The organism is Subdoligranulum sp. APC924/74 (assembly GCF_003324125.1).
In the GTDB taxonomy this organism is placed as follows: domain Bacteria; phylum Bacillota; class Clostridia; order Oscillospirales; family Ruminococcaceae; genus Gemmiger; species Gemmiger qucibialis.
Map to the genome: position 1 here is coordinate 1 of NZ_PSQF01000006.1, position 25,404 is coordinate 25,404.

Here is a 25,404-nt window from a genome sequence, read left to right on the forward strand (position 1 = left end):
TTTTGGCAACGCAGATGCCGTGCCGCAGCTGCCGGAGCGGTGCTTAAGCCGCAAGGCGGGAATTGTGCGGTGTTGCCATAAAGGAACAGGAGCAAGACAATTATGAACTATCGTGCCTGGCAGCTGAAAAACGCCGATACCGCAGGGGAAAGTGCGCTCCTGGCCGCCGGTTATGGCCCGCTGCTGGCCAGGGTGCTGGCCTGCCGCGGTATTGCCCAGCCGCAGGCTGCCGCCGAATTGCTGGAAGAGGAACCGCCGCTGAGCGACCCGTTCCTGCTGAAAGATATGGACAAAGCCGTTGCCCGCATCCAGCAGGCTATTGAAAACGGTGAAACCATTGTGATCTTTGGCGATTATGATGTGGACGGCGTTTCCGCTACGGCCATCCTGTATGAGTGCCTGACCAACCTTGGCGCGCAGGTGCGCTGCAAACTGCCCACCCGCGAGGGCGGCGGCTACGGCCTGAACCGTGAAACCCTGCAAAAGCTGGCAGATAAAGGCTATAAGCTGATTGTGACAGTGGATAACGGCATTTCCGCCATTGAGGAAGCTGACCTGGCCGCAGAGTTGGGCATTGAGCTGGTGATTACCGACCACCACCTGCCCGCCCAGCAGCTGCCCAAAGCCGTTGCCGTTGTGGACCCCAAGCGGGAGGACGACACAAGCCCCTTCAAGGATCTGTGCGGTGCCGGTGTGGCGTTCAAGCTGTGCGCTGCGCTGGAAGGCTGTGAGGACCCCGCTGAACTGCTGGAACCCTTTGGCGAACTTGCCGCCCTTGGCACCATTGCGGACGTAATGCCGCTGGTGGGGGAGAACCGCACCATTGTAAAAGAGGGCCTTGCCACCTTGCAGGATACCCTGCGCCCCGGTTTGCAGGCCCTGTTGGAAAACGCAGGCTATGCAGACCGCCCTGTCACGGCGGAAACCGTCAGCTATGGGCTGGCACCCCGCCTGAACGCCGCGGGCCGCATGGATACCGCCGCTGTTGCCCTGAAGCTGCTGCTGTGCGAAAACGAGGAGCAGGCCGCAGGCATTGCAGCGCGCCTTTCGGAGATCAACACCAGCCGTCAGCAGGCGGAACAGCAGATCGCTGCCGCTGCACTGGAAAAACTGAGCGCAGACCCTGCCCGTGTTCTGGACCGTGTAATCGTGGTATCAGGCGAAGGCTGGCACCCCGGTGTAATCGGCATTGTGGCAACCCGCCTGATGGAAAAATACGGCCGCCCCTCCATTGTTATTTCGACGGAAAACGGCGAGGGCCGCGGCAGTGGGCGCGCCCCCACCAGCTTTAACCTGCACGCCGCTTTGTGCGCTTGCGCACCGCTGCTGCTGCGCTTTGGCGGGCATTCCGCTGCGGCGGGCCTGACCATTGAAGAAGAAAAGATCGGCGCGTTCCGCAAAGCCATCAACGATTGGGCCGCTAAAGAATACCCGGTGCCCAAGCCGCTGCCGCTCAAGTTGGATGCCGTGGCCGATATTGCGGAATTGACGGTGCCTACCGTACAGGAACTCAGCCGCCTGGCTCCCTTTGGCAGCGGCAACCCGGTTCCGGTGTTCCTGCTGCAAAACGCCGCGGTGGATGGCATCTGGCCCCTGGGCAGTGAGGGGCGGCATTGCCGCATTCGCCTGCGCCAGGGCGGGGCAGCCTGCTTTGTCTCACTGTTTGGCACCGCCCCGGACGACCTGCCCTACCGCATGGGTACAGCTGTGGATGCCGCGGTGGAAGTCAGCATCTTCCAGGGGCGCAGCGGGCCGATGGTGTCCTGCCATTGCTGTGCCATGCGCCCGGCCGGTTTGGGCAATGCCCCGGCGGAGCAGGCCGCACGGTTTGATGCTTTCCTGAGCGGAACGGCCCTGCCAGATGACGAGCGGTTGGCCTGCCTGCCCACCCGTGCCGATACCGCTGCCGTGTATCGCATGGTGCGCACCGGCAATGTGTTTGCGGATGATCTGCAGCCGCTGTTTGCAACCGCAGGGCCGGAAAACACCGGCAAGACCCTGGCCAGCCTGACGGCGCTGGAACAGCTTGGTTTGATCGAGCGCCGCGGCAGCCGCTACCAGCCGGTGGAAGTGACCGGCAAAAAAGACCTCTCCTCCGCGCCGGTCCTGCGCAGACTGGCGGAAGGGGAAGGATAAGGCAAAATGAAAAATGTCCCCGCGGCAGGAGGGAACTGCCGCAGAAATGGGACTTTTTTATGATTGTGCGATACTTGAAATGGGGATGATAGAATGCCAGAAGAAGTCAAAAACAATGCTGCAGAACAGGCAGCCCAGGCGCAAAAGCAGCCGGTGCCCATGCCCACTACTTATGAAGCACTGCGCCATGATCTGATCGCCAGCGGCCGTGCCTATGATTTTGACATGATTGACCGTGCTTATCAGCTGGCCAGCGCGGCGCATGCCACCCAGTTCCGCCGCAGCGGCGAACCGTATATCTGCCACCCAATCAGCGTGGCACAGCTGCTGGTGGAACTTGGCATGGATAGCGAAAGCGTTGCCGCAGCCCTGATGCACGATGTGGCCGAGGATACCCCCGTGACCATTGACGAGATCCGCCAGAAGTTTGGCAGCGAGGTTGCCCTGCTGGTGGATGGTGTTACCAAGCTGACCCAGATCAAGTTCTCGAATGTCGAGGACCGCAAAGCGGAAAACCTGCGCAAAATGCTGCTTGCCATGAGCCAGGATGTCCGCGTGATGATCATAAAGCTGTGTGACCGCCTGCACAATATGCGTACCGGCGATGCCTGGCCGGAGCAGAAACGCCGCGATAAAGCCCTGGAAACCATGGAGGTTTATGCCCCCATTGCCCACCGCCTTGGCATTTCCAACATCAAGGAGGAGCTGGAGGACCGCAGCCTGCAATACCTGGATCCTGTGGGTTATAACATGATCCGCTCCCTGCTGAACAAGCATGGGGATGACTTCCTCAACGATATCTGCGCCACCATTCAGGAACACCTGGAACAGAACGGCATCCACGGAGCAACCATCCGCCACCGTGTCAAGAGCATCTACGGCATTTACCGCAAGATGTATATGCAGAACAAGGACTTTGAGGAGATTTATGATATTTATGCTGTCCGCATCATTATTGATACGGTGGCGGAATGTTATACCGCGCTGGGCCTGATCCATGATATGTACCACCCGCTGCCCAACCGCTTCAAGGATTATATCTCCACCCCCAAACCCAACGGCTACCAGAGCCTGCACACCACCGTGATTGGCCGCGAAGCCATCCCCTTTGAGGTGCAGATCCGTACCCGCGAGATGGACCGCAACGCGGAATATGGCATTGCTGCCCACTGGAAGTATAAGGCCGGCATTACCGCCGCCAGCAGTGATAGGCTGGACGAACGCCTGGCTTGGGTGCGCCAGCTGTTGGAAAGCCAGCGTTCCAGCATTGATGCCACCGACCTGCTCAGCGATATCAAGTCTGACCTGCTGCCGGAAGAAGTGCTTGCCTTTACCCCACGCGGCGATGTGATCAACCTGCCGGCCGGCGCAACCGTCATCGACTTTGCTTACGCCATCCATTCCGCCGTGGGAAACCGGATGATCGGCGCCAAGGTAAACAACCGCATTGTGCCCATTGACCATCAGGTCGTTACCGGCGAAATCATTGAAATCATCACCGGCCCGGAAAACCGTGGCCCCTCCCGCGACTGGCTGAACATTGTAAAAACCAGCGAAGCAAAGAACAAGATCCGCAACTGGTTCAAGAAAGAGCGCCGGGACGAAAACATTGCCGAGGGCAAGGATGCCTTTGAAAAAGAGCTGCGCCGCAACCTGATGGTGATCCCGCCGGAGCAGTATGACGAGTTCATGTCCAACCTGGCGCGCCGCAACCACTGTAACTCGGTGGATGAAATGTATGCGGCCATCGGCTATGGCGGTTTGCAGCTGGCGCGCATCCTGCCCAAGCTGAAGGAAGAGTACACCCGCCTGAAAGCAACGGAACCCAAGCCGCTGCCCACGGTGGATATCAAGCGTGTTCATTCTTCGGACGGCGTTGTGGTGGAAGGCATTGACAACTGCCCCATCAAGTTTGCCAAGTGTTGTTCGCCGCTGCCGGGGGATGACATCATCGGTTTTGTCACCCGTGGGTTTGGCGTGTCCATCCACAAGCGGGACTGCGCCAATGTGCAGCAGAGTATGAAGGACCCGGAAAATGCCGCCCGCTGGGTGAAATCCTATTGGGCGGATGATGCCAAAGAGGACTACAAGGCAACGCTGGAGCTGGACTGCATGGACCGCGCCAACCTGCTTTCGGACGTTGCGCTGGCGCTGGGCGATATGCGTGTGCCGATCTATTCACTTTCCGCCCGCGCGGCGGACCAGGGCCGCGCACGCATGTCCCTGACGGTGGGCATTATGAACACCGTGCACCTGAACAATGTTGTGGCACGCCTGAAAAAAGTCAAAGACGTTCTGACAGTTACCCGCAACTAAAACTTTTATACGGGGGACTTTTTGATCCTTTTTTGCAAAAAAAGGAACCGAAAAAACTCTGATATATCAGACATAAAAAATAAGAAAGAAAATAGAAAGTGTGCAGAAACCCCGTAGGAACGCATATTGAGTGCCTGCTGCCTGGGGTTAAATCAAAATTGACCTATCACTGCACAACCCATAAAACACATGAATCAAAACACAAAACGGCGGTGGCTGGCGGCGCTTTTGGGCGCGGCGGCGGGCATGGTGGTATTTTTCCTGCTGTATGGCACATCCACCCTGCACCCAACCTATGATGCCTGGATCTTGAACGGCTATGATGAGTGGGACATTCAGCAGCATTATGCGGGCTGGGTGTTGTTCCGCAACTCTCATTGGGCGTTCCCGCTGGGCCTGGCGGATACCATTGCCGCCCCGGATGGCACCGTCATTTCGTTTACCGACAGCATCCCCTGGGCCAGCATCTTCTTCAAGGCGCTGCGCGGGGTGCTGCCCTCCACCTTCCAGTGGTTTGGGTGGTACACACTGTTCTGCTTTGCCATGCAGGGGGCAGCCGGTGCGCTTCTGTGCGCCCGCGGGCAGGCAAAAACTGGCGCGGGAGCGCTGGTGTTTTCCACACTGGGCGGTCTGCTGTTTGTTATGCTGCCTACCTTGTGGGAGCGCGCGTTCCGCCATACCGCGCTGGCCAGCCAATGGCTGTTTTTGCTGGCGCTGTATGCCTTTCTGGAATACCGTCAAAACCTGCACAGCGGCACGGCCAAATTCCCCTGGGCCATGCCGGTGCTGGCCTTTTTGGCGGTGGGCATCCACCCGTACTTTCTGCCGCTGGTCATGATGTGCGCCCTGCTGGCCGCCGTGGAACTGGGCCGCCAGAAAAAAGCCTGGGGCCGCGCGGCGCTGCAGTTTGCGGCAAGTTTGGCAGCGGCTGTGGTGGGCGGCGTTTTGTGCGGGGCCATCGGCTCCGGCACCGGGGCATCCCGCTCCGGCTATGGCGATTATTCCATGAATCTGAATGCACTCATCAACCCAACCTCCCGCGGGGGCTACACTTGGTCCCGGCTGTACCAGGTAATGCCGCAGCAGCCCGGCCAGTATGATGGCTTCAATTACCTGGGGCTTGGTGTGCTGGCGCTGATCACGGCGGCGCTGCTGTTCAGCCTGCGCCGGGCGGTGCGCTGCCTCCAGAACACCAAAACCTGGTGGCACCGCAACGGGCCGGTGTTTGCGGCCTGCGTGTTTTTAACGCTGTTTGCCGTCAGCAACAAAATTTACTGGGGCAACACCGGCATTGAGCTGCCGCTGCCTGCAAAGCTGTTGGAGCTGTGCGGCATCTTCCGCTCCAGCGGGCGGATGTTCTATCTGGTAGCGGCCTGCATGGTGGTGTATGCCGTGTATACCCTGCGGGACCGCCTGCCCGGCCGGTATGCGGTGCTGGTGCTGGCGCTGTTTGTCGGCGTTCAGGCGTTTGATTTGAGCGCCGCCGCCCAGCAAAAGCGGCAGAAGTTCGCCGACCCCATCAACGCCACAGTGGTAAACAACGACCAGACCGCCAGCCTTGGCGCTGGCCACACCCAGCTGCTTGCCGCCGGGAAAGTGCGGGAGGACCGCCTGCGCCTGCTGGCCATTCTGGCGGGCAAGCAGGGGCTGGCAACCAATCTGGATATTGCTGTGTCCGGCAGCCACCCAGCGGCGGAAGCCAGCCGCGCCGATACCGCTGCCCGGCTTGCCGCCGGGCGGTATGACCCCACCGCCGTGTATGTGACAACCGATGGCGCAACATGGGAAAACTGGCAGGCGGTGTTTGCGGGCGATGATTCGCTGAATTTCTTTGTGGCGGATTCCTGCTATTTTATGGTGCCTGCGGTTTAACCGGGTGTGCCATACTGACTGAATAAGGAGAACTGTGTTATGCGTGCTGTGCTTCAGCGTGTTTCCTCGGCGTCCGTTGTGGTCAACGGCGGCGATCCCCGCACCATCGGGCCGGGGCTGATGATTTTGCTTGGGGTAAAGGATGGAGACGACCCCGCCATTATCCCCAAGCTGGCAGCCAAATGCGCCGGGCTGCGCATTTTTGCTGATGATGAGGGCAAGTTGAACCGCAGCGCGGTGGAACTTGGCTATTCGGCTCTTGTCGTCAGCAACTTTACCCTGTATGGCGATACCTCCCGCGGCAAACGGCCCAGCTTTATCCATGCCGCAAAAGGGGAGACCGCCAAAAGCGCTTATGATGCCTTTTTGCAGGAGCTGATGAACACCCAGGGACTGAAAGACGTTCAGCATGGCGAGTTTGGGGCCGATATGCAGGTCAGCCTTGTCAACGATGGTCCGGTGACCATCATCATTGATACCGATGAGTGGAAGTAAAGGAGCACAACCATGAAATTGATCCATATCCACGGCGTTTGGCCGCTGTATACTAATACCTTTTTGCTGATCACCGCCGCCGGGCATGCCGTTGTGGTGGACCCCGCTGCCGAGGCCGAAACCTATCTGGCTCAGCTGAAAGAGAATAACGCAACCCTGACGGACATTTTCCTCACCCACGGCCATTATGACCATGTGGGCAGTGTGGCGGCTCTGAAAAAAGCCACTGGCGCTAAGGTGCATATGGACCTGGCCGATGCCAAAGGCGACCAGATGTATCCGCTGACTCCGGATCTGATCGATGCCCCGTGGCCTGCGGGCAACAGTGAGTATCAGGTGGATGAGCTGACGTTCCGCATCTGGCACACACCGGGCCACACCCCCGGCGGCGTGGTCATCGCCTGCGGCGACCGGCTGTTCAGCGGCGATACCCTGTTTGCGGGCAGCTGCGGCCGTGTGGACCTGCCCGGCGGCAGCGCAGCCGATATGCAGCGCAGCCTTGCTCTTGTGGCGGATCTGCCCCTGCCGGATGAAACCACCGTCTACCCCGGCCATGAAAGCTTTACCACCCTCGGCCAGGAACGCCGGTCCAACCCATATCTGATGGGGGAAGTATTTTAAGATAGGTAGGAATTAGGAAGATAGGTAGGAGTTAGGAGGGAGGAGTTAGGAGTTAAGCGGCGGCCTAAAAGTTTGCGGTATACCTGCAATGCGCCGGGTACTGTTTTGGCAGTATTGGCATAAGCGGGATTACAACAGGCTCGGCTCCGCGCTAACTCCTAAGGCAACACCGCACAATTCCCGCCTTGCGGCTTAAGCACCGCTCCGGCAGCTGCGGCACGGCATCTGCGTTGCCAAAATGCTCGATAAGACATCCAGTATTATCTGCGCTTTTGGCCTAGCAGCTGCCGCACCTCGCTCGCCGTATCGGCACTTAGAATTATGCGGTATTGCCCTAACTCCTCCCTCCAATTCGGGGGTTCTTATGCAAATTGTATTGCGCGGTGCGGCAGCTGGGTATGAGGCCGAGCATACCGCACGCATCTTTTACCCGGCGGCGGAGCTGAGCCAGACCCTGCCGGACGATACCGCAGACCTTGTGCTGGCTGTGGCTCACAGGTATCTGCTGCTGGTTCTGGTGCGGCAGAACGGCACAACCACCTGGGTGCAGCAGCGCCCGCCCCAGGGGGATGCCCGCACGCAGGAGTATGCTTTGTGCCGCATGCTGTACACCATGCTGTGCGGCGTTACCGGTATCCGCCCGCCCTGGGGCATGATGACCGGCGTGCGCCCGGTGCGCATCATCCATGACCTGCGCGCCGAGGGCAAAACCGAAGAAGAAATCGAACAGCGCTTTTTGCAGCATTTTGACTGCACGCCGCGCCGTTTTGCCATGGCCAAAAGTATTGCGGACCTGCAGCGCCCGGTGCTGGAGCGCGCTCAGCCGATGGATTGCAGTGTGTACGCGGGCATTCCGTTCTGCCCGTCCCGCTGCAGCTATTGCAGCTTTGTTTCCCGCACGGTGGGGGATAAATCCAGCCGTGCGCTGGTGGCCCCCTACGTGGACTGCCTGTGCAAGGAGCTTGCCGCTACCCGCGCCGCTGCGGACGCCGCACACCTCAGCATCAAAACGCTGTATATCGGCGGCGGCACCCCCACCAGCGTCAACGCGCAGCAGCTGCGCCAGCTGATGGGCACCATGGCCGAGCAGTTTGACCTGCCCGCCCTGGAAGAGTTTACCGTGGAAGCGGGCCGCCCTGACTGTACTGACGAAGAAAAACTGCGCATCATCAAAGAATACGGCGCTACCCGCATTTCCATCAACCCGCAGACATTCTCGGATGAAGTGCTGCGCAACATTGGCCGCCGCCACACGGCGCAGGATATCCTGGATTGTTACCGGACCGCCCGCCGCGTGGGGCACGATAACATCAACATGGACTTGATCGCGGGTCTGCCGGGGGATACGGTGGAAGGCTTCCGCCATAGCCTGCAGACGGCCATTGACTTGGACCCGGAAAATATCACCGTGCATACCCTCACGCTGAAACGGGCGTCCAACCTGGTGGTGGAGCACCGCGCTGCGGATTATGCCGATGTGGCCGCTATGGTGGAAAGCTGCGAGCTGCTGGAAAAAGCCGGTTACCGCCCCTACTACCTGTACCGCCAAAAAGGCACCCTGCAAAACCTGGAAAACGTGGGCTGGTGCAAGCCGGGGTACGAGTGCCTGTATAATATCTATATCATGGAGGAAGTCCACACCATTCTTTCTGCCGGTGCGGGCGGTTCTACAAAGCTGGTGGCCCCCGGTGCACGTCACGGCAAGATCGAGCGTATCTTTAATTATAAGTACCCGACAGAATATATCGACCGTTTTGACACGATCCTTGCACGCAAGGAAGGAGTGAAACAGTTCTATGACCAATATCCCAGCTGTGGTGAATCCGCGCGCCCCCAAGCGCATGGTGGGGTGTGAGCTGCTCAACCTTGCCGCGCACAACCCGGCTGATTTGGTGCAGCTGAGCGAACAGCAGTACCAGAGCCGCATTGATGCCGCCGCGGCCTATGTTCTGGCATCCGGCCGCCGTATTGTCATGCTGACGGGGCCTTCCGCTGCGGGCAAAACCACCAGCGCCAACAAGTTGGCCGCCGCCATGCGCAGCAAAGGCGTGCGCAGCCGGGTATTGAGCCTGGACGACTTTTTTGTGGGCGAGGGCCGTTACCCCAAACAGCCGGATGGCCGGGATGATTACGAATGCGTGGAAGCGCTGGATATCCCGCTGGTGCAGCACTGCCTGCAGCAGCTGGCCCAGACTGGCGTGTGCGATGCGCCGATCTTTGACTTTATGACCCAGCTGCCCGCCCCGCAGACCCAGCACATCGACTGCACCGACGGTGTGGTGGTTGTGGAGGGACTGCACGCCTTTAACCCCATCCTGACCGAGACTTTGCCGCAGGATGCTGTGCTGAATATTTACGCCAGCCTGCGGGAAGAATATGCCGGACCGGACGGTGCGCGGCTGATCGCCACCCGCGATGTTCGCCTTGCCCGCCGCATTACGCGGGACTGGCGGTTCCGCGGGCATGATGCCGATTTTACCATCGGCCTGTGGCCCCATGTCTGTAAGGCAGAGGACCAGTATATCAAGACGTTCAAGAATCGGGCGAACCTTGTGCTGGATACTTCGTTCAGCTGCGAGGTGGGGATTTGGGAATATTATATTGACCAGCTGACGGCCAGCGCCAATGCGGGCCGCATGGCAGACCTGCGCAGCCGGTTTGCGCATTTTGTACCCATTAATGCCGCGCTGATCCCACAGAAAAGCATGCTGCGGGAGTTCATTGGAGCCGAAAACCAATAAAACTTCCTGCTACGTCCAAATGTTTACGATTTGGACATAATTCTTTGCGCCACAAGATTGAAAACCAGGCAATGATACGGTATAATAAGCCTTACAGGGAAAAGCCGTGAAATTGAAAATAATAAATTTTTACGGCTTTTCATTCCACCCGGCCGGGCTGCGCAGCTGTGGCGCAGTGCCCTGCCGGGGCCAGATGATAACGAGGTGTTACATTATGTTTGAACTGGATATCAATAAGATCAAAGAACAGAGCATGCAGTTTGTGGATACCGCTTACAAGGCAGCCATGGATATTGCAGATAAGGGCAAGAACCAGCTGGATCTGGCATCCCAGCAGAACCGCTTGGCCAAGGCACAGCGCCAGCTGGGCGCACTGGTTTACAGCCTGCATAAGGCAGACGAAGAAAACCAGCCCCTGGTGGATAAATATATCGAGAACATTGCCGAAATCGAAAAGGCGATTGAGGAAATCAAGGCCCGCATGACCCCCGATGAGGCCGCTGCCGCTGAAGCTGCCGAGGCTGAGCAGGAGGCTGAGGACCCCAACGATCCCACCACTTACCACGATGACCCCGCCGGCCTGACCCCCGAGGAGGAGCAGGCTCTGGCCGATGCGGCTGACCGCCCGCGCGGTGAGACCAAAGAGTGCCCCGTCTGCCATGCAGATGTGGATGTAGACGCACTGTTCTGCAACCATTGCGGCGCACAGCTGTAAACAGGTAACTTGGCTGTCAAACAGCAACTTGTATTGTTTCCTTGACAAAACGGTAGAATGAGAGGTATGATGTTGCCTGTTGTTTTTTCAAGCGGACCCTGGTACATCCTGGGCAGGCAGCATTGCAGCATGCATGGAATATCCGCACAACCGCCCGTACACGGCAGATGATCTTGTCCGCATTATCACCCTTTTGCGGGATCCGGTCAACGGCTGTCCGTGGGATAAAGTTCAGACCCATACATCGATTCGGATGAACTTCCTGGAAGAAGCGTATGAGGCTGTGGACGCATTGGACCTGGATGACCCGGTGCTGATGTGTGAAGAGCTGGGCGATGTGCTGATGCAGGTTGCTTTCCATACCTGCATGGAACAGGAAACCGGCCGCTTTACCTGGGAACAGGTCTGCGATGGCGTATGCCAAAAGCTGATTGAGCGGCACCCAAATATTTTTGGCACCCAACCAGGTTACGAGGGTATAACGGACTGGGATGCGCTCAAAAATAAAGAAAAGGGCCGCCGCACCCTGGCCGATGACCTGGAAAGTGTGCCCCGTGCCATGCCCGCGCTGATGCGCGCGGCCAAGCTGCAAAAGCGCGCCGCACGCCATGGCGCAGCCCTGCAGGGGGCCGATGCTGCAGCCTTGGCAGACGCGGCGGAGAACCTGCAAACGGCGCAGCCCGCCAGCGCGCAGGCAGAACAGGCTGTGGGCGAACTGTTGTTTGCCGCCGCCAATCTGGCTCGGCAGGCAGGGGTAGACCCCGAACAGGCGCTGCAAAAAGCCAACGAGGCATTTTGCACAGCAGCCGGGCCGGTAGCCTGAAAAGGCAAAAAAACGCAATTTATTTAATTTGGAGGTATATAACAAATGACCAAAGTTGAACTGATCGCATCCGTTGCCGCTGAAGCTGGCATGAGCAAGAAAGACGCCGAAAAGGCTGTCAACGCAGCACTGGCTGCTATCACCGAAGAGCTGAAGAACGGCGGCAAAGTTTCGCTGGTTGGCTTTGGCACCTTTGAAGTCCGCGAGCGCCCGGAACGCCAGGGCCGCAACCCGCAGACCAAAGAGCCCATGACCATTGCTGCTTCCAAGCTGCCCGCATTCAAGGCTGGCAAGGCACTGAAGGACGCTGTGCAGTAATCTGTTCAGGCGTCAGATACGCTCTGAATGAAAAAGCCCGCCGCACCCAAACGCGGCGGGCTTTTATGATATAGGCAGCGCCGCATGATTCCCGCCTGGTGGCTGGAATACCGCTGCCATAGAGATGAGGATGAACCATGAGACTGGATAAATACCTGAAAGTCAGCCGCCTGATCAAGCGCCGCACCTTGGCCAATGATGTGGCCGATGCGGGCCGCGTGATCGTGAACGGCAAACCCGCCAAGGCAAGCTATGCCGTAAAAATCGGCGATGTGATCGAGATTACCTTCGGCAACCGCCCCGTCAAGGTGCGGGTGCTTTCTATTGATGAACCCAAGGGCAAGGATGTTGCCCGCGAGCTGTTTGAGATCCTGGAAGGCTGAGAAAAACCAGGGCGGGGGAGTTCTAACCGCGCGGTGTGCAGCATATGGTATAGGGTAAGCAACAACTGCTGCCGGAGGAAACCGCCATGCCAGAACTGACCAGCCCGCACCCGATTGGGGAACATGCCCCCCAGCAATCCGACCTGCCTGCTCCGCCGCGCGCCCATGCCCTGACGCTGGAAAACCGCGCCCGGCTGACGGTGACCGGTGTGACCCGTATTGTGAGCTGTGATGAACTGGGCGCAACGCTGCAAACTCCGCTGGGGGATCTGACCATCGGTGGGCAAGGAATGCAGGTCAGCGAGCTTTCGGTTCGCACGGGGGAAGTGCATATCTCCGGCCAGATCGAATATTTGCAGTATACCGAGAACCAGCAGAGCAAAAAACAGAGCGGTGGGCTGCTGGCCCGCCTGCTGCGTTGATGGTGCCATCGCCGCCGTTGTGGGCAGTGCTGGGCGATGTGCTGCTTTGTCTTGGGGCGGGCCTGCTGCTTGGCGCTGTACGGGATGGGGCGACCCTTGCCTTTGGCAGCGGCCCGGTGCGCTGCTTTGTGTGGGATGTGCTGGCCTTTGCTGCCGCAGCCTTTGTCTGCTGCGGCTTCGCGGCGGGGGCTTCGGCTACCGGGGCGGCACGCTGGTATATGGCCGCCGCCATGGGGCTGGGGGCACTGTGCTGGCGGTGGTGCGTTTCCCACGCGGTGCACAGGGCGCTGCGCGGCACGGTGTTTGTTCTGGTCTGGCCGCTGCGCTTTGCGGCGGACTATGCGGTACACCCGTTCAAACAGTGGCTGCTGGCCCGGATCAGAAAGATTCGGCACGCCCGGCGGCGCAACGCACAAGATTCATGCAAGAAAAGCGGAAAAAAGCCGAAAAATGTGTTGCAAAACAAGCACACAATATTATATAATTAAACTGTATTTAAGTATGCCTGCATAAGACCTTCTTGTGCGGGCAGGCGGTACAATGGTTTGCACACAACGGCATTTTGATACCTGCCCGGAAGGAGGCGCTGCCGCATGAACCAACACAAAAGCATTGCGCGGCGTTTGCTTCCCTTGGCTGTGGCGGCACTGTTTTGTTCTTTGTTTTTTACTTTGATCCAGTGCCAGATCACCATCGGCTCCAAACAGCAGGAACTCGCCGCGGTGCGCGAACAGCTCAGCGCCCAGCAGGCCCAAAACGAAGAGCTGGGACGCGCATTGGCCGATGGCAAAGACGCGATTATTGAACGCAGCGCCCGCGCCGATGGCTATGCCAAGCCCAATGAGCGCATTTGGGTGGATCTGAGCGGCAAGTAACAGCATTACGCCGGATTACCATGCCAGGTACAATGGAAGATGCAAAAGGCTGGCTTCTGTTTTTTGCGGACTCAACCAGTTTTTAACAGTGCAGGCTTTGCCTGCAAGGCATACAAGCGGAATCTGAAAGCAAAGGTTCCATCAATAACGATACCCGGCAGTTTTGCCGGGCAGCAAAGGGGTATTATAGTTTTGGCATTACAGGTTGGAGACATCTTGGAAGGCAAAGTTACCGGCATTAAGCCGTTTGGCGCCTTCGTTGCCCTGCCGGAAAGCAAAACCGGCCTTGTTCACATTTCTGAGGTAAGCTATGAGTTTGTGCAGGACCTTGCTACCGTGCTGGAAGCTGGCCAGACCGTTAAGGTTAAGGTCATCTCCATCGCGCCGGATGGCAAGATTGCACTGTCCATCAAGCAGACCCAGCCCGCACCGGAGCGCGCACCCCGCGCGCCCCGCAGCCCGCGCCCCCAAGGGCAGCAGGGCAGTAACGGTGGTGCACGCCCGGCTGGCGGCCGCCCGCCCCGCCGCGAAGCAGCCCCCCGTGTCTGGCAGCCCAAACCCTCGCAGCCGCAGGGCGACCTGAGCTTTGAGGATATGATGGCACGCTATAAGACCCAGAGCGAAGAAAAAATTGCGGATCTCAAGCGCGTTACCGAGAATCATCGCGGTGGGTATTCCCGCCGCCGCGGCTGATTTCTGCAGCGTACGCCAACTGCAACGCCCATAAGATGCAGGCTCTGCTTGGCAGGGCCTTTTTTGGGTTATGTAACGGCATAATCTAATTTTTATCCCGCGGGGCTGACCCAATATGCCCGGCCCCGCATATCCGGCTGTGCCATGCACAGCCCCAGAAAGGACACACTATGCCCAACATGTATACTTTGGTGGCTCCCTGCTTTTTTGGCACCGAGCATACCCTTTCCTTTGAGGTCAAACGCCTTGGTGCGCAGAACGTAAAGGTGACGGATGGCCGCGTGGCGTTTGAGGGTGATGCCGCCATGATCGCCGCGGCAAACCTGAACCTGCGCACCGCCGAGCGCGTGCTGCTGCTGCTGAAAACCTTCCCCGCCGCAACTTTTGATGAACTGTTCGACGGTGTTTACTCTATCCCGTGGGAGGAGCTGATCCCGGTGGATGCCCAGTTCCCGGTCAAGGGCTCCAGCCTGTCCAGCCAGCTTTCCAGCGTACCTGCCTGCCAGAGCATTGTCAAAAAGGCAATCGTTAAGAGGCTGCAGTACGGCCACAAAACCACCACTCTGCCGGAAACCGGTGCTTTGTACAAAATCCGCTTTGCCCTGCGTAAAAACGTGGTGGAAGTGATGCTGGATACCTCCGGCGACGGCTTGCATAAGCGCGGTTATCGCAAAAACGCCACGCTGGCCCCCATCAAGGAAACGCTGGCCGCTACCATTGCCGATGTCGGTTTTGTCCGGCGCGACAGCACTGTGCAGGATCCTTTCTGCGGTTCCGGTACGCTGGTGATCGAAGCAGCCCAGAAAGCACTGAACATCGCCCCCGGCCTGCGCCGCCGCTTTGCCGCCGAGCACTATGACTTTGTGCCCGCTGCCGTTTGGGCGGAGGAGCGCCAGAAAGCGCTGGCGGCTTCCCGCCTGGATGCCGGGTTCGAGGGCTTTGGCTTTGATATTGACCCCAACGCTGTGGCGCTGGCCAACGCCAACGCCAAGCTGGCCGGGGTGGGGGATCGCTGCCGCTTTGAGGTGGCAGACGTAAAAGACTTTGCCCCGCGCCCCAGCTCCATCATCCTGACCAACCCGCCTTACGGCGAGCGCCTGGGCGATGCCGCCGAAGCCGCCGCCCTGGCCCGCACCCTGGGCCAGGTGTGGCAGGCAAGCCCCACCGCAGGATTGTATGCCATTACGGCGGATGCTGATTTTGAAGCCCACTTTGGCAAAAAGGCCGCCAAGCGCCGCAAAATTTATAACGGCATGATCCCCTGCCAGATTTATATGTACTTTGACCGCCCGGTCAAACCGGTAAGGAAGTGAGGCTGCGATGCAGGATCTGAAACTGGCAGTTCTGATCGATGCGGATAACATCAGCCCCAAATATGTAAAGGTGATTTTGGATGAAGCTGCGTCCTTTGGCGTGGCGGCCTGCAAACGTATTTACGGCGATTGGTCTGATGCCCGCCTGAAAAGCTGGAAGGATGTGCTGCTGAACAACTCCATCATTCCCATCCAGCAGTATAGCTACACCACCGGCAAAAATGCAACCGACAGCGCCATGATCATTGACGCCATGGATCTGCTGTATGCGGGCAATGTGGATGGCTTTTGCATCGTTTCGTCCGATTCGGACTTTACCCGCCTTGCCGCCCGCCTGCGCGAAGCCGGCAAGCTGGTCATCGGCATGGGCGAAAGCAAGGCACTTGGTCCCTTTGTGAAAGCCTGCGACCAGTTCAAGTACCTTGACCTGATTTTGGAGCATGGTGGAAGCGAGGATGCCAGCGCGGATTCCACCGCTGCCGCCGAAGCCGCCGCCCAGGTTGGCGCGGGGGACGATACCGCCATCAACCGCGATTCCATCTGCCGCCTGGTCTGCGATATGATCGACGAGATGGACGATGGCACCGGCTGGGTGCGAACCTCCCGCGTGGGAGACCAGCTCATCAAGCGCTACCCGGACTTTGATGTGCGTAACTTTGGCAGCAAGAGCCTGAATAAATTCCTGGCGTCCTTCCCGGTGCTGGAAGTGGAAGAGCGTACCCTGCCCAACGGCAACCCCATCCAGTTTGTGCGGGTACACCCGCAGCCCAAAAAGGCTGCCCCCAAAAAACAGAACCAGCCCCGCAAAGCCGCCCCCAAGCGCCGGGTGCCGCGCAATAAAAAGTCGTCTTAAAGAATTATAAAATAAAGGCAATACCGCATAATTCCCGCCTTACGGCTTAAGCACCGCTCCGGCAGCTGCCGTACCTCGCTCGCCGTATCGGCACTTAGAATTATGCGGTATTGCCTAAAAACTCCGCCGCAGGACCAGCTGAAAACCGGACCCGCGGCGGAGTGATTGTTTATGTTAGGAAAATTGATACGGAACAAACTTATCCGTTGATTTTATAAATGCGGCTGCCGCCGTTCTCGTACCAAAGGGGATAGCGCGCTGCATACCAGCTCTCGTCCACATTTTGGATGTTGCTGAACACATAGCTGTCAAACAGCACATAGTCAATGCCCCACTGCGCCAGGAAAACTTCATCGGGATTCTCGTACAGCTGGTGCATGGCGTTGTATTCAGCGGTATAATTCATGCCGTGGTAGTATACAAAGCTGCCGGAGCCGCACAAAATGCGCCGCCCGGCCAGGCTGAACACCGGGCAAAGGTGGCTGTCACTGGTCAGGAATACTGCATCGGTTTCCGCATTGTCATCAATATAATCCGCCATGGCAATGTCGTCTGCGCTCCACTGCCAGTAGTCGCTTAACGCTTCGCGTCCAACAGTCAGCACACTGCCAAACATGGCGATAAAGCAGCAAAGGCACAGCCCCAGCGCCCGCCAGGGGATAGCACGAACTTTGCTGAACCAATCCATCAGCAGGCTGGCCACCAACAGGCAGCCCAGCAGATGCCAGATATACAGCAGCTTGTTGTTGTCATAATTGTTGGGCTGGAACACAACAAATTCCGCCAGAACCAGAATGGCCAATCCGCCGCCGTACAGCCAGCGCTGCTTGGGTTTGGCATGGAAAAATGCCGGGATCAGCAGCAGGTAGACAAGGCCGATATTTTTGATGTAGAACCAGAAATAATTGTCTTTCAGGGTGCCGTCATCCTGCCCGTTGATCCAGTTCAAATGCAGCCGCAGCATGTGCTGCCCGTCCAGCGATTGGGCAAACACGGTGTTCCACATTTCTACCAGCCAGACCACGCCGCACACCAAGGCAAACCATCCCCATGGGGCAAGTACGGCCTTGGTGCGGGGGCGGCAAACCAGGGTGTACATTCCACACGCCAGGCAGATCAGCACCAGTGCCAGTGCGCTGTGGGTGTGCATCAGTGGCAGGGGCAGAACCAGCAGGGCGAGATACCGCCAAAGCCGGGTTTCCTCCTCCATACAGAACCGCCAGACCAGATACAGCGCGGGAAACAGCACACACCAGCCAAACAGGGTGGCCCGCTGTGGAATCAGCAGATCCACGATGGGGTTGACCCAGACGATGTTTTCGGCAGTGTAGTTGGTGGGAGTGGTGTAAAACCCGGTAAAGATGCCGGCAAACGCCTCGGCGCTGCCAAGGAAATACACAAACCCGAACCCGCTGCCCATAAAGAACAGCCAAAAAGCCAGGCAAGCTTTGCCCGCGCTGCCCAACACCTGCCGCGCCAGCTGCCACATCATGCCGTACACGCTGATGAATGCGGCCAGCATGGGCAGCAGGTAAGCGGTGCGGGCGTCTGCCCCCAGCACCAGAAAAACGCTGGAAACGGTCTCGCACAAAAACGGGTAGCCGAACCGGTGCTCGCCGCCCAGCAGGGGATACACCGGCGGTAGCTTGCCGGTAACGGCAATGTTTTTGATGAATCCCAGGTGCATCGCCATATCGCCATAGCAGCTTTGCCCGGTGTGATAACTGCCGTCTACCAGATGCAGCACATGGGTGTGCAGCAGGTACAGGGTAACAACAGCCAAGGGTAGCACACAGGCCCACAGAGCGGCGGCGTCCAGATCCGGTACACGGGTGAACGGCGTGCCGTGCCGCGCCAACCAAACGGCCAGCGCGGCCACAACAGCTGCGGCCAACAAAAGGGCAGGCAGCCGGAAACCCAGCACTACCGCAAAACAGGCCGGAACAAATGCCAGCAGTGAGACCCCGAACCCGCACCCCAGCGGAATGCTGACCGAAAGCCCCGCCTGCGGCAGCGCCCTGCGTGCAATGCAAAAGCCTGCCAGCAGGAACACCACCAGATAGACAAAAGAGAAGATGTTCACACAAGACCTCCTTGTGCAGCCACCGCATCAGACCCCTTCCAGGTCAAACGGCGGGGTGTATTCCTCGCGGGCACTGCTTTTTTCCTGCATGTAGCCATCCGTCAGGCCAAGGGCGATGGCGCGGTCAACCACTTTGCGGTATTCGTAGGTGGTAATGCGCCGCCCCAAACCGTGCTCCGCGGCGCGGTAAAACGGGGTGAACTGGCTCATCAGGCTGGGCACAAACGACACGCCGGTTTCCTGCCGCAGGTCGGCCAGGCGCTGCAAAACGGCAAGGCTGTCATCACTGTGGCCGGGCAGGGCAAGGTGGCGCACAATCACGCCTTTTTGCAGGTAGCCGTCGGCATCGTACACTGGGGCACCGGTCTGCAACAGCATTTGGCGGATGGCGGCGTGCGCCACCTGTGGGTAATCCTGCGCGGCGGAAAGCTCTTTCGCCAGGGCAGGGCTGGCATATTTGTAATCCGCCAGCCAGATGTCCACATACCCGGCCAGAGCCTTTACGGTTTCCACGGTTTCGTACCCGCCGGTGTTATAGGCCACCGGCAGGGTCAACCCATTGCGGCGGGCGGCATCCAGCGCCTGCGTCACCCACGGCAGCCATTGCGTTGCGGTGACAAGGTTCAGGTTTTTGGCGCCTTTTTGCTGCAATTCCATAAAAATTTCAGCCAGGCGCTCCGCCGTCAGCGGCTTGCCAAGGCCCTGCTGGCTGATCTTGTAATTCTGGCAGTAGCAACATTGCAGGGTGCAGCCGGTAAAAAATACCGTGCCGCTGCCGGTCGCGGCGTTGGGGTCCCCGCTCAGGCAGGGCTCCTCCCAATGGTGCAGGGCGGCGCGGGCGGCCAGCAGGGTATCCCCCGCGCCACAATAGCCGGTGCGGCCCGCCGCGCGGTTGGCCCCGCAGCGCCGCGGGCATAAGGTGCAGTGCTCAGGCAGCTGCATTAACAACACCCCCGAAAAACTTTGTGGTGAATTCATACTAAGTTTACCACAAAACGGAAAAATGTGGTATACTAAATATATATCTGCCCAAATGGAATGGGCCGCAAAACAAACCATGGAACACAGCGGCTGGCCAACCGGCCGCAAAAATCCAACATAAAGGAGCGTATCTGATATGTCTACCCCACACAACCGCGCCAATCCCGGCGATTTTGCCAAAACCGTGCTGATGCCCGGCGACCCCCTGCGCGCCCAATTTATTGCCGAAACCTTTTTGGAAAACCCGCGCCTTGTTACCGATGTGCGCGGCATGCTGGGTTATACCGGTACCTACCAGGGCCACCCTGTCAGCGTGATGGGCAGCGGCATGGGCATGCCGTCCATCGGCATCTACTCCTATGAGCTGTACAGCCAGTATGGGGTAGAGAACATCATCCGCATTGGCTCTGCCGGTTCTTATACCGAAAAAGCCAAGGTCTTTGATGTGGTTCTGGCTACCGGCGCTTACTCCGAAAGCAACTATGCCGTGACCCAGTCCGGCGATACCGACGACATCCAGAAGCCCAGCGAGGAACTGAACAACGCACTGCGTGCTTCCGCCAAAAAGCAGGGCATTCCCCTAATTGAAGGCACCATCCATTCCTCCGATGTGTTCTACCGCGAGGATAGCGGCGCACGCCCCACCTACTGGGAAGTTCTGCGCGACGAAAAAGGCTGCCTGGCTGTTGAGATGGAGAGCTTTGCGCTGTTCCACAACGCCAAGGTGCTGGGCAAACATGCTGCCTGTATCCTGACGATCTCGGACAGCTTCGTCAGCCCCGAAATCACCACGGCAGAAGAGCGCCAGACCAGCTTTACCGCCATGATGAAGGTTGCACTGGGGGCGGTGCTGGAATGAAGCCGACGGATGCGGAACTGATCCGCGCAGCGTTCAAGGCGCGCAGCTTTGCCTACACGCCGTATTCACACTTTAAGGTGGGCGCGGCGCTGCTGGCCAAAAACGGAATGGTATATACCGGCTGCAACATCGAAAACGCCGGCTATACCCCCACCAACTGTGCCGAGCGCACCGCGCTGTTCAAGGCAGTCAGCGAGGGTGTGACCGAGTTTACCGATATTGCCATTGTGGGCAGCCTGGACGGCAAAAAGAACACCCTTGTCACCGGTCCGTGCGGCGTCTGCCGCCAGGCTCTGTATGAATTCTGCGGCCCCAGGCTGCGGGTGCTGATGGCCAAAAGCGAGGATGATTACATCGAAACGACCCTGGGCGACCTGCTGCCCTACGGCTTTGGCCCGACCAATCTTGAAATCGAGCCGGGGGCCGATTAAGGCGGCTCATTTACCCCAATAAAAGGAGATTATTCCACCCATGTCTTTACCCCAGAACAAACGTTTTGCAGCCCGGCGGCTGCTTTGCCTGTTGTTGGCGTTGGCCTTTGGGCTGGCGCTGGCGGGCTGCGGCAGCAGCGCTTCCTCTGAACCTGCTGCACAGGATCAGGAACAGGTGCTGACGGACGATGCCCTGTATGAACTTACGGCAGAAAAAGTGGACCAGCCGCTGGACGGCGCCGGAGCCGTAATCGCGCTGGCAGTTGGTGCCGAGGGAACGGATATCGGTGCCGGTGCGGCTGTATGGCACGGCGTGCAAACGTTTTGCAGCAATTTTAATTATACCGCGCAGCAGTTTACTGCGGCAGATACCAGCCTGGATGCCGCCAAAGCAGCCCTGAACAGCGCCGCCCAAAGCGGTGCGGGACTGGTGGTGTGTTATGGTAGCGAGATGGCCGCCGCCCTGTATGACATCCAGGATAATTACCCCACAGTCAACTACCTGATGATCGGGGATGAGCCGCATTCCGAGGATTACACCGACTACCGCACATCCGCCAACGTGCACTGCGTTCTCTTCCGTGAAGAACAGGCTGCTTACCTGGCCGGGTATGCCGCCGTGCGGGAAGGCAACACCAGCATGGCGGTGCTTGGCGGCGAGCCGCTGCCCAGCACCGTGCGTTACGCCACCGGCTTTGTGCAGGGGGCGGAAGCCGCAGCCGACAGCATGGGCGTGCAGGTGTATATCCGCATCTGGTACAGCAGCATGACGGCCAGCGATGATGGCCTGACGGATTATGTCTGCGGCTGGTATAACGAGGGCTTCCAGGTGGTTATGGCGGCCACGCCGGAACTGGCGGACAGCTGCATACAGGCCGCAGAGAAAAGCGGCCGCGAAGTGATCGCCACCGGCTGGGACTGCGCCGGGCAAAGCAGCTCGGTGATAACCAGCGCTGTGAACTGCTACAGCACCGTGGTGCAGAATGAACTGTACCTGTTCGGCACGCAGAACAACTGGGACCAGGACCACAGCGGCCAGACCGAGACCCTTGGCACCGAAGTGGATGCCGTGGGCCTTGCCACGCAGGAATGGCGGCTGAAAACCTTTACCGGCGAAGAATATCGTGAGCTGTACCAGCGTATGGCAGCAGGCACTGTAAAGGTGGAACGCTATTCTGATACCACGGCAATGCCGCAGACCCAGAATGTGACGGTGGATCAGCCGAACCAGTAACAGGAACCAAAGGGCATTGTCATGCTTTTGTAATGCTTTACACATTGAAAAAAGCACTGCCAGACGGTATAATAAGATGTATACGAGGGGATGCAAACCATGCGCCCCTGATAAAAAAATAAGGAGATCACACATGAAAAAGTATCTTGCTTTGACCATGGCTGCCTGCATGGCACTCTCTTTGGCTGCTTGCGGCAGCTCTGCCAGCAGCACCACTTCTTCCAGCGCTGCTGCTTCTACCGAGGCTACCAGCGATTCCGCTGCTACTGCTGAAGCAACCGGTTCTGCCAACATCACCGGCATTGCCCAGTGCTGCGATGTTGGCACCCTGGACGATGAAAGCTTCAACCAGGGCTGCTGGGAAGCTGTTAAGAGCTACGGCGATGAAAGCGGCATTGAGTACAACTACTACCTGCCTTCCGGCGAGGACGCCAGCGATGAAGACCGCGAGACCCTGATCCGTCAGGCTGTCGCCGATGGCGCAAACACCATCGTATGCGTTGGTTACCTGTATGGTACTGCTCTGGCCTGGGGTGCCACCGAGTATCCTGATGTTCACTTCATCGCAGTTGATGTGAACGGCTTTGATATCAACCATGAGAACGGCACCATCCCCGAAAACGTGTTCTGCGTGACCTTTAAGGAAGAGGAAGCCGGCTACTTGGCTGGCTATGCAGCTGTCAAGGACGGCTTCACCAAGCTGGGCTTCCTGGGCGGTCAGGCGGTGCCCGCCGTTATCCGCTTTGGTTACGGCTATGTTCAGGGCGCTGATGCTGCAGCACAGGAGCTGGGCATTAACGTTCAGATGAACTACTACTACGGCAATCAGTTCTATGGCGATGAGAAGATCACCGCTAAGATGGACGGCTGGTACGATGGCGGCACCGAAGTTGTGTTCGCCTGCGGCGGCGGCATCTGGACTTCTGCTGCTGAAGCTGCTGACAAGCATGACGGCAAGCTGATCGGCGTTGACGTTGACCAGAACTACCTGGGCGTTGAGGGTGTTGAGTCCGGCAAGTACAAGGCAAACCCGTTTGTTACCTCCGCCATGAAGGGTCTGGGCGCTGCCGTTAAGAATGGCCTGGATACCGTCAATGCAGGCGACTGGAGCACCATCGCTGGCACTAACGGCAACTTTGGCCTGGAAGAGGGCGACTATGTTGGCCTGCCCACCGACGAAGCAAGCTGGAACTTCAGCACTTTCACCATGGACGAGTACAACACCGTTCTGGAGAAAATCCGCAACGGCGAAATCAAGGTGGATAACAACTCTGACGATGCCACCAAGCCCACCACCAGCAGCAACATCACCGTGGATTACCAGGTCTGATTTTTGCCTGAACAGGGTTTGAATTAACAAGCACACCGCCCCCGCCGGGAAACTGGCCGGGGGCGGTTATTTTTATGGAGTAAACCTATGAAAACGTCCGTACCGTGAGGTAATCACCATTCATGATATGTACCCGCTAGCGCATTTACAATCTCCCCGCGATTCATATAATAAAATAGCACCCAAAACCAAAACGAACGCATGCGGCCCCAACAGGTAACCACATGCGTTCGCTTTATATTGATTCAACGATAAAAATTACTTTCAACCCCTGCTCAGCAAATATAAAATCCACCGCGCCCACCACAGCAGCAAATGCTGCACAGGTTGCAAAGCATCAGGTACAGCCAGGCCTGCAAACAAAAGTTCATGCCGTGCTGGCGGCTGCCGGGCTGGGTGTATGCCTGCTGATAAGTGGAGTACGCCCGTCCGGGGTTCTGCAGCCGGTCCAAAAGGTTCTGATACTCGTAATTGCCGGGCTCCATGTCCACAGCGGTGCGGGCTTCGTTCTGGGCGCGAATGTTGTTACCCAGGCCGGAACTTGCCAGCGCGGCATAATAATGCCAGCGGGCGGCCCGGTCAGCGGAGGCAATGCCTTCCAGAACATTCATCGCTTCTGCATAGTACCCGTTGCGGATATAGTTGTTGGCGGCCTGCATCTCCGGCGATTCCCGGCGGTCATAGCTGCTGCTGGCCCCGCCATAGGTGCCGCCAAAGCCAAAGGGGTCAAACCCGAACCCAAAGCCAAACGGATCCTGGTACTGCTGTTGGCTGCTGCCGCTGCTGCGCTGCCCATAATAGCTGGAAGAGCCGCTGCTGGATGCACTGGGCCCGCCGCCGGAACGCATCCGCATGACCTCGCTGTAAGCGGCCTGTACATCTTTGAACTTGTCCTCGCAGGTGGGGTCGTCCGGGTGTAAATCTGGGTGGTATTGCTTGCACTTTTGGCGGTATGCTTTTTTAATGGTTTCCTCATCGGCGCCCGGCGTAATGCCAAGAACACTGTACGGATCATTCATTCGTTTGGTTTCCCCTTCCGTGGTGTGCGTGTGGCTTTCACCAGCGCGTACTTGCTCCACACCCCCGCGTAAATCGTGTTGTGCAAAAGCTGACCTTCGGGGGTATCTTTCAAAATCGGCAACAGTTCAAAGTTCTGGGCGCAAAGGGCCATCTGCTGGGTCAGCAGCTCGTGGCAGCGCGCTTCAAACCCGGCGCTGTCGCTGCCAAACGTCTGTTTGGTGGCGGCCAGTGCATTAAAACTGCCGTGCCGGGCATCTTTTTTTAAATCGTCATAGGCATCCATCAAATAGATGAACCCGCCCAACCCGCGGCCCATCTGCGTCAGGGCAGGGGACCAGAAATCCTCCCGCGGGCTGAACACCGCGCCCAGCAATGCGCCAAAAGCATTACAAAGGGCATCCAGGTCGGTGCTGTTGGCGCTTTCCAGGCGGTTCAGCTCATCCAGCTTGGTGTGGATGACCTCGCACTGGCGCGGCCACTGGCGGCGGATGTTTTCTAGATGCGGCTTAAGCTGCTTTGCCAGCCGCAGGCGGCTGCGTTTGTGGTCGTCCTGCCAGTCATCCAGATAATTGTAATAGGCCAGCACCACCGTCATGTCCGCAGCGTAATCGGTGAATTCGTTCACGGCCCGCGGCCGGGTGCGCAGCGGATGCGGCGCGCACCGCCCCTGCGAAGTCTGTGTGGGCGGGTCATACAGAGCGGTCAGCAACAGCGCGGCAAAGGTCATGTCATAGCTCAGCGCCATGCGCGCCGCCGTGCCGTATTTGCGGCCCAAAGATTGGCAAAGCCCGCAATAGTACGCCTGGTAGCAGTCCATTGCGGCATTGTCTAAATCTTTCTGATAAATGGTAACATATCCAAACACGCAGCGTCAACCTTTCATCGAAGTG

The 25,404-nt window shown here is 58.3% G+C and carries 25 protein-coding genes; 21 read left to right on the forward strand and 4 right to left on the reverse strand.

The features are described 5' to 3' along the window. The first annotated feature begins 102 nt into the window (after positions 1-102). From recJ to C4885_RS03440, 17 genes are all read left to right on the forward strand, one after another. Positions 103-2,136, forward strand: a complete 2,034-nt coding sequence (gene recJ / locus C4885_RS03360; RefSeq protein WP_113998998.1) for a single-stranded-DNA-specific exonuclease RecJ — start codon at positions 103-105, stop codon at positions 2,134-2,136. A gap of 159 nt (positions 2,137-2,295) precedes the next feature. Beyond that, positions 2,296-4,452 (forward strand): bifunctional (p)ppGpp synthetase/guanosine-3',5'-bis(diphosphate) 3'-pyrophosphohydrolase, encoded by a 2,157-nt coding sequence (locus C4885_RS03365; RefSeq protein ID WP_242979467.1) that lies wholly within the window; start codon positions 2,296-2,298, stop codon positions 4,450-4,452. 189 nt (positions 4,453-4,641) lie between these two features. Further along, complete coding sequence (locus C4885_RS03370) at positions 4,642-6,324, forward strand: DUF6311 domain-containing protein (RefSeq protein ID WP_147237741.1); 1,683 nt, start codon at positions 4,642-4,644, stop codon at positions 6,322-6,324. 39 nt (positions 6,325-6,363) lie between these two features. Beyond that, on the forward strand, positions 6,364-6,819 hold the full coding sequence (dtd, locus tag C4885_RS03375) for a D-aminoacyl-tRNA deacylase (RefSeq protein ID WP_113999001.1): 456 nt from the start codon (positions 6,364-6,366) through the stop codon (positions 6,817-6,819). Positions 6,820-6,831: 12 nt separating this feature from the next. Next, positions 6,832-7,440, forward strand: a complete 609-nt coding sequence (locus C4885_RS03380) for an MBL fold metallo-hydrolase (protein ID WP_113999002.1) — start codon at positions 6,832-6,834, stop codon at positions 7,438-7,440. Between the two features lie 364 nt (positions 7,441-7,804). Next, positions 7,805-9,295: a coproporphyrinogen dehydrogenase HemZ gene (gene hemZ, locus C4885_RS03385; RefSeq protein ID WP_113999003.1), complete on the forward strand. Its 1,491-nt coding sequence runs from the start codon at positions 7,805-7,807 to the stop codon at positions 9,293-9,295. After that, on the forward strand, positions 9,237-10,181 hold the full coding sequence (locus C4885_RS03390; protein ID WP_113999004.1) for a uridine kinase: 945 nt from the start codon (positions 9,237-9,239) through the stop codon (positions 10,179-10,181). The genes hemZ and C4885_RS03390 overlap by 59 nt, the downstream gene beginning before the upstream one ends. A gap of 214 nt (positions 10,182-10,395) precedes the next feature. Beyond that, positions 10,396-10,896 carry a zinc ribbon domain-containing protein gene (locus tag C4885_RS03395; RefSeq protein WP_242979465.1) on the forward strand — a complete coding sequence of 167 codons (501 nt, stop codon included), beginning with the start codon at positions 10,396-10,398 and terminating at the stop codon, positions 10,894-10,896. 133 nt (positions 10,897-11,029) lie between these two features. Beyond that, positions 11,030-11,719 (forward strand): MazG family protein, encoded by a 690-nt coding sequence (locus C4885_RS03400; protein WP_113999066.1) that lies wholly within the window; start codon positions 11,030-11,032, stop codon positions 11,717-11,719. 45 nt (positions 11,720-11,764) lie between these two features. Next, positions 11,765-12,037 carry an HU family DNA-binding protein gene (locus C4885_RS03405; RefSeq protein ID WP_113999005.1) on the forward strand — a complete coding sequence of 91 codons (273 nt, stop codon included), beginning with the start codon at positions 11,765-11,767 and terminating at the stop codon, positions 12,035-12,037. Positions 12,038-12,174: 137 nt separating this feature from the next. Next, positions 12,175-12,420 (forward strand): RNA-binding S4 domain-containing protein, encoded by a 246-nt coding sequence (locus C4885_RS03410; RefSeq protein WP_113999006.1) that lies wholly within the window; start codon positions 12,175-12,177, stop codon positions 12,418-12,420. An 86-nt stretch (positions 12,421-12,506) separates the two neighbouring features. Continuing rightward, on the forward strand, positions 12,507-12,842 hold the full coding sequence (locus C4885_RS03415; RefSeq protein WP_113999007.1) for a YabP/YqfC family sporulation protein: 336 nt from the start codon (positions 12,507-12,509) through the stop codon (positions 12,840-12,842). A gap of 17 nt (positions 12,843-12,859) precedes the next feature. Then, entirely contained in the window at positions 12,860-13,330 is a 471-nt protein-coding gene (locus tag C4885_RS03420) for a hypothetical protein (RefSeq protein WP_113999008.1), read from the forward strand. A 105-nt stretch (positions 13,331-13,435) separates the two neighbouring features. After that, the gene (locus C4885_RS03425; protein ID WP_113999009.1) at positions 13,436-13,717 is read left to right on the forward strand and encodes a septum formation initiator family protein; all 282 of its coding nucleotides are present in this window, start codon (positions 13,436-13,438) and stop codon (positions 13,715-13,717) included. 192 nt (positions 13,718-13,909) lie between these two features. Further along, on the forward strand, positions 13,910-14,410 hold the full coding sequence (locus tag C4885_RS03430; protein ID WP_113999010.1) for a S1 RNA-binding domain-containing protein: 501 nt from the start codon (positions 13,910-13,912) through the stop codon (positions 14,408-14,410). 170 nt (positions 14,411-14,580) lie between these two features. Beyond that, positions 14,581-15,723 (forward strand): class I SAM-dependent RNA methyltransferase, encoded by a 1,143-nt coding sequence (locus tag C4885_RS03435; protein WP_113999011.1) that lies wholly within the window; start codon positions 14,581-14,583, stop codon positions 15,721-15,723. 7 nt (positions 15,724-15,730) lie between these two features. Next, on the forward strand, positions 15,731-16,576 hold the full coding sequence (locus tag C4885_RS03440; protein WP_113999012.1) for an NYN domain-containing protein: 846 nt from the start codon (positions 15,731-15,733) through the stop codon (positions 16,574-16,576). 199 nt (positions 16,577-16,775) lie between these two features. Here the strand turns inward: C4885_RS03440 and C4885_RS03445 are convergent, their stop codons facing one another. Together C4885_RS03445 and C4885_RS03450 are read right to left on the reverse strand one after the other, a co-directional pair. Then, on the reverse strand, positions 16,776-18,659 hold the full coding sequence (locus C4885_RS03445; RefSeq protein ID WP_113999013.1) for a hypothetical protein: 1,884 nt from the start codon (positions 18,657-18,659) through the stop codon (positions 16,776-16,778). A 27-nt stretch (positions 18,660-18,686) separates the two neighbouring features. Continuing rightward, entirely contained in the window at positions 18,687-19,601 is a 915-nt protein-coding gene (locus C4885_RS03450) for a radical SAM protein (RefSeq protein ID WP_113999014.1), read from the reverse strand. Positions 19,602-19,776: 175 nt separating this feature from the next. Here C4885_RS03450 and deoD point away from each other — a divergent pair, with 175 nt between their 5' ends. The 4 genes from deoD (at position 19,777) to C4885_RS03470 (ending at position 23,494) form a co-directional block, all read left to right on the forward strand. Continuing rightward, the gene (gene deoD / locus C4885_RS03455) at positions 19,777-20,499 is read left to right on the forward strand and encodes a purine-nucleoside phosphorylase (protein WP_113999015.1); all 723 of its coding nucleotides are present in this window, start codon (positions 19,777-19,779) and stop codon (positions 20,497-20,499) included. Continuing rightward, positions 20,496-20,930, forward strand: coding sequence for a cytidine deaminase (locus C4885_RS03460; protein WP_113999016.1), 435 nt, complete (start codon positions 20,496-20,498; stop codon positions 20,928-20,930). Before deoD ends, C4885_RS03460 begins: the two co-directional genes overlap by 4 nt. Positions 20,931-20,970: 40 nt before the next feature. Then, a complete protein-coding gene (locus tag C4885_RS03465) occupies positions 20,971-22,164 on the forward strand; it encodes a BMP family protein (RefSeq protein WP_113999017.1) in 1,194 nt (397 codons plus the stop codon). Between the two features lie 133 nt (positions 22,165-22,297). Continuing rightward, the gene (locus C4885_RS03470; protein WP_113999018.1) at positions 22,298-23,494 is read left to right on the forward strand and encodes a BMP family protein; all 1,197 of its coding nucleotides are present in this window, start codon (positions 22,298-22,300) and stop codon (positions 23,492-23,494) included. A 275-nt stretch (positions 23,495-23,769) separates the two neighbouring features. Here the strand turns inward: C4885_RS03470 and C4885_RS03475 are convergent, their stop codons facing one another. Both C4885_RS03475 and C4885_RS03480 read right to left on the reverse strand, forming a co-directional pair. After that, entirely contained in the window at positions 23,770-24,513 is a 744-nt protein-coding gene (locus tag C4885_RS03475) for a J domain-containing protein (RefSeq protein ID WP_113999019.1), read from the reverse strand. Beyond that, positions 24,510-25,379, reverse strand: a complete 870-nt coding sequence (locus tag C4885_RS03480) for a DUF5685 family protein (protein WP_113999020.1) — start codon at positions 25,377-25,379, stop codon at positions 24,510-24,512. The genes C4885_RS03475 and C4885_RS03480 overlap by 4 nt, the downstream gene beginning before the upstream one ends. Between the last annotated feature and the right edge of the window lie 25 nt (positions 25,380-25,404).

Excerpts from the sequence above, each read along its gene's own strand:
- recJ (WP_113998998.1), top strand. The coding sequence starts at position 103 with ATGAACTATCGTGCCTGGCAGCTGAAAAACGCCGATACCGCAGGGGAA.
- C4885_RS03365 (WP_242979467.1), top strand. The coding sequence starts at position 2,296 with ATGCCCACTACTTATGAAGCACTGCGCCATGATCTGATCGCCAGCGGC.
- C4885_RS03370 (WP_147237741.1), top strand. The coding sequence starts at position 4,642 with ATGAATCAAAACACAAAACGGCGGTGGCTGGCGGCGCTTTTGGGCGCG.
- dtd (WP_113999001.1), top strand. The coding sequence starts at position 6,364 with ATGCGTGCTGTGCTTCAGCGTGTTTCCTCGGCGTCCGTTGTGGTCAAC.
- C4885_RS03380 (WP_113999002.1), top strand. The coding sequence starts at position 6,832 with ATGAAATTGATCCATATCCACGGCGTTTGGCCGCTGTATACTAATACC.
- hemZ (WP_113999003.1), top strand. The coding sequence starts at position 7,805 with ATGCAAATTGTATTGCGCGGTGCGGCAGCTGGGTATGAGGCCGAGCAT.
- C4885_RS03390 (WP_113999004.1), top strand. The coding sequence starts at position 9,237 with ATGACCAATATCCCAGCTGTGGTGAATCCGCGCGCCCCCAAGCGCATG.
- C4885_RS03395 (WP_242979465.1), top strand. The coding sequence starts at position 10,396 with ATGTTTGAACTGGATATCAATAAGATCAAAGAACAGAGCATGCAGTTT.
- C4885_RS03400 (WP_113999066.1), top strand. The coding sequence starts at position 11,030 with ATGGAATATCCGCACAACCGCCCGTACACGGCAGATGATCTTGTCCGC.
- C4885_RS03405 (WP_113999005.1), top strand. The coding sequence starts at position 11,765 with ATGACCAAAGTTGAACTGATCGCATCCGTTGCCGCTGAAGCTGGCATG.
- C4885_RS03410 (WP_113999006.1), top strand. The coding sequence starts at position 12,175 with ATGAGACTGGATAAATACCTGAAAGTCAGCCGCCTGATCAAGCGCCGC.
- C4885_RS03415 (WP_113999007.1), top strand. The coding sequence starts at position 12,507 with ATGCCAGAACTGACCAGCCCGCACCCGATTGGGGAACATGCCCCCCAG.
- C4885_RS03425 (WP_113999009.1), top strand. The coding sequence starts at position 13,436 with ATGAACCAACACAAAAGCATTGCGCGGCGTTTGCTTCCCTTGGCTGTG.
- C4885_RS03435 (WP_113999011.1), top strand. The coding sequence starts at position 14,581 with ATGCCCAACATGTATACTTTGGTGGCTCCCTGCTTTTTTGGCACCGAG.
- C4885_RS03440 (WP_113999012.1), top strand. The coding sequence starts at position 15,731 with ATGCAGGATCTGAAACTGGCAGTTCTGATCGATGCGGATAACATCAGC.
- C4885_RS03450 (WP_113999014.1), bottom strand. The coding sequence starts at position 19,601 with ATGCAGCTGCCTGAGCACTGCACCTTATGCCCGCGGCGCTGCGGGGCC.
- deoD (WP_113999015.1), top strand. The coding sequence starts at position 19,777 with ATGTCTACCCCACACAACCGCGCCAATCCCGGCGATTTTGCCAAAACC.
- C4885_RS03460 (WP_113999016.1), top strand. The coding sequence starts at position 20,496 with ATGAAGCCGACGGATGCGGAACTGATCCGCGCAGCGTTCAAGGCGCGC.
- C4885_RS03465 (WP_113999017.1), top strand. The coding sequence starts at position 20,971 with ATGTCTTTACCCCAGAACAAACGTTTTGCAGCCCGGCGGCTGCTTTGC.
- C4885_RS03470 (WP_113999018.1), top strand. The coding sequence starts at position 22,298 with ATGAAAAAGTATCTTGCTTTGACCATGGCTGCCTGCATGGCACTCTCT.
- C4885_RS03475 (WP_113999019.1), bottom strand. The coding sequence starts at position 24,513 with ATGAATGATCCGTACAGTGTTCTTGGCATTACGCCGGGCGCCGATGAG.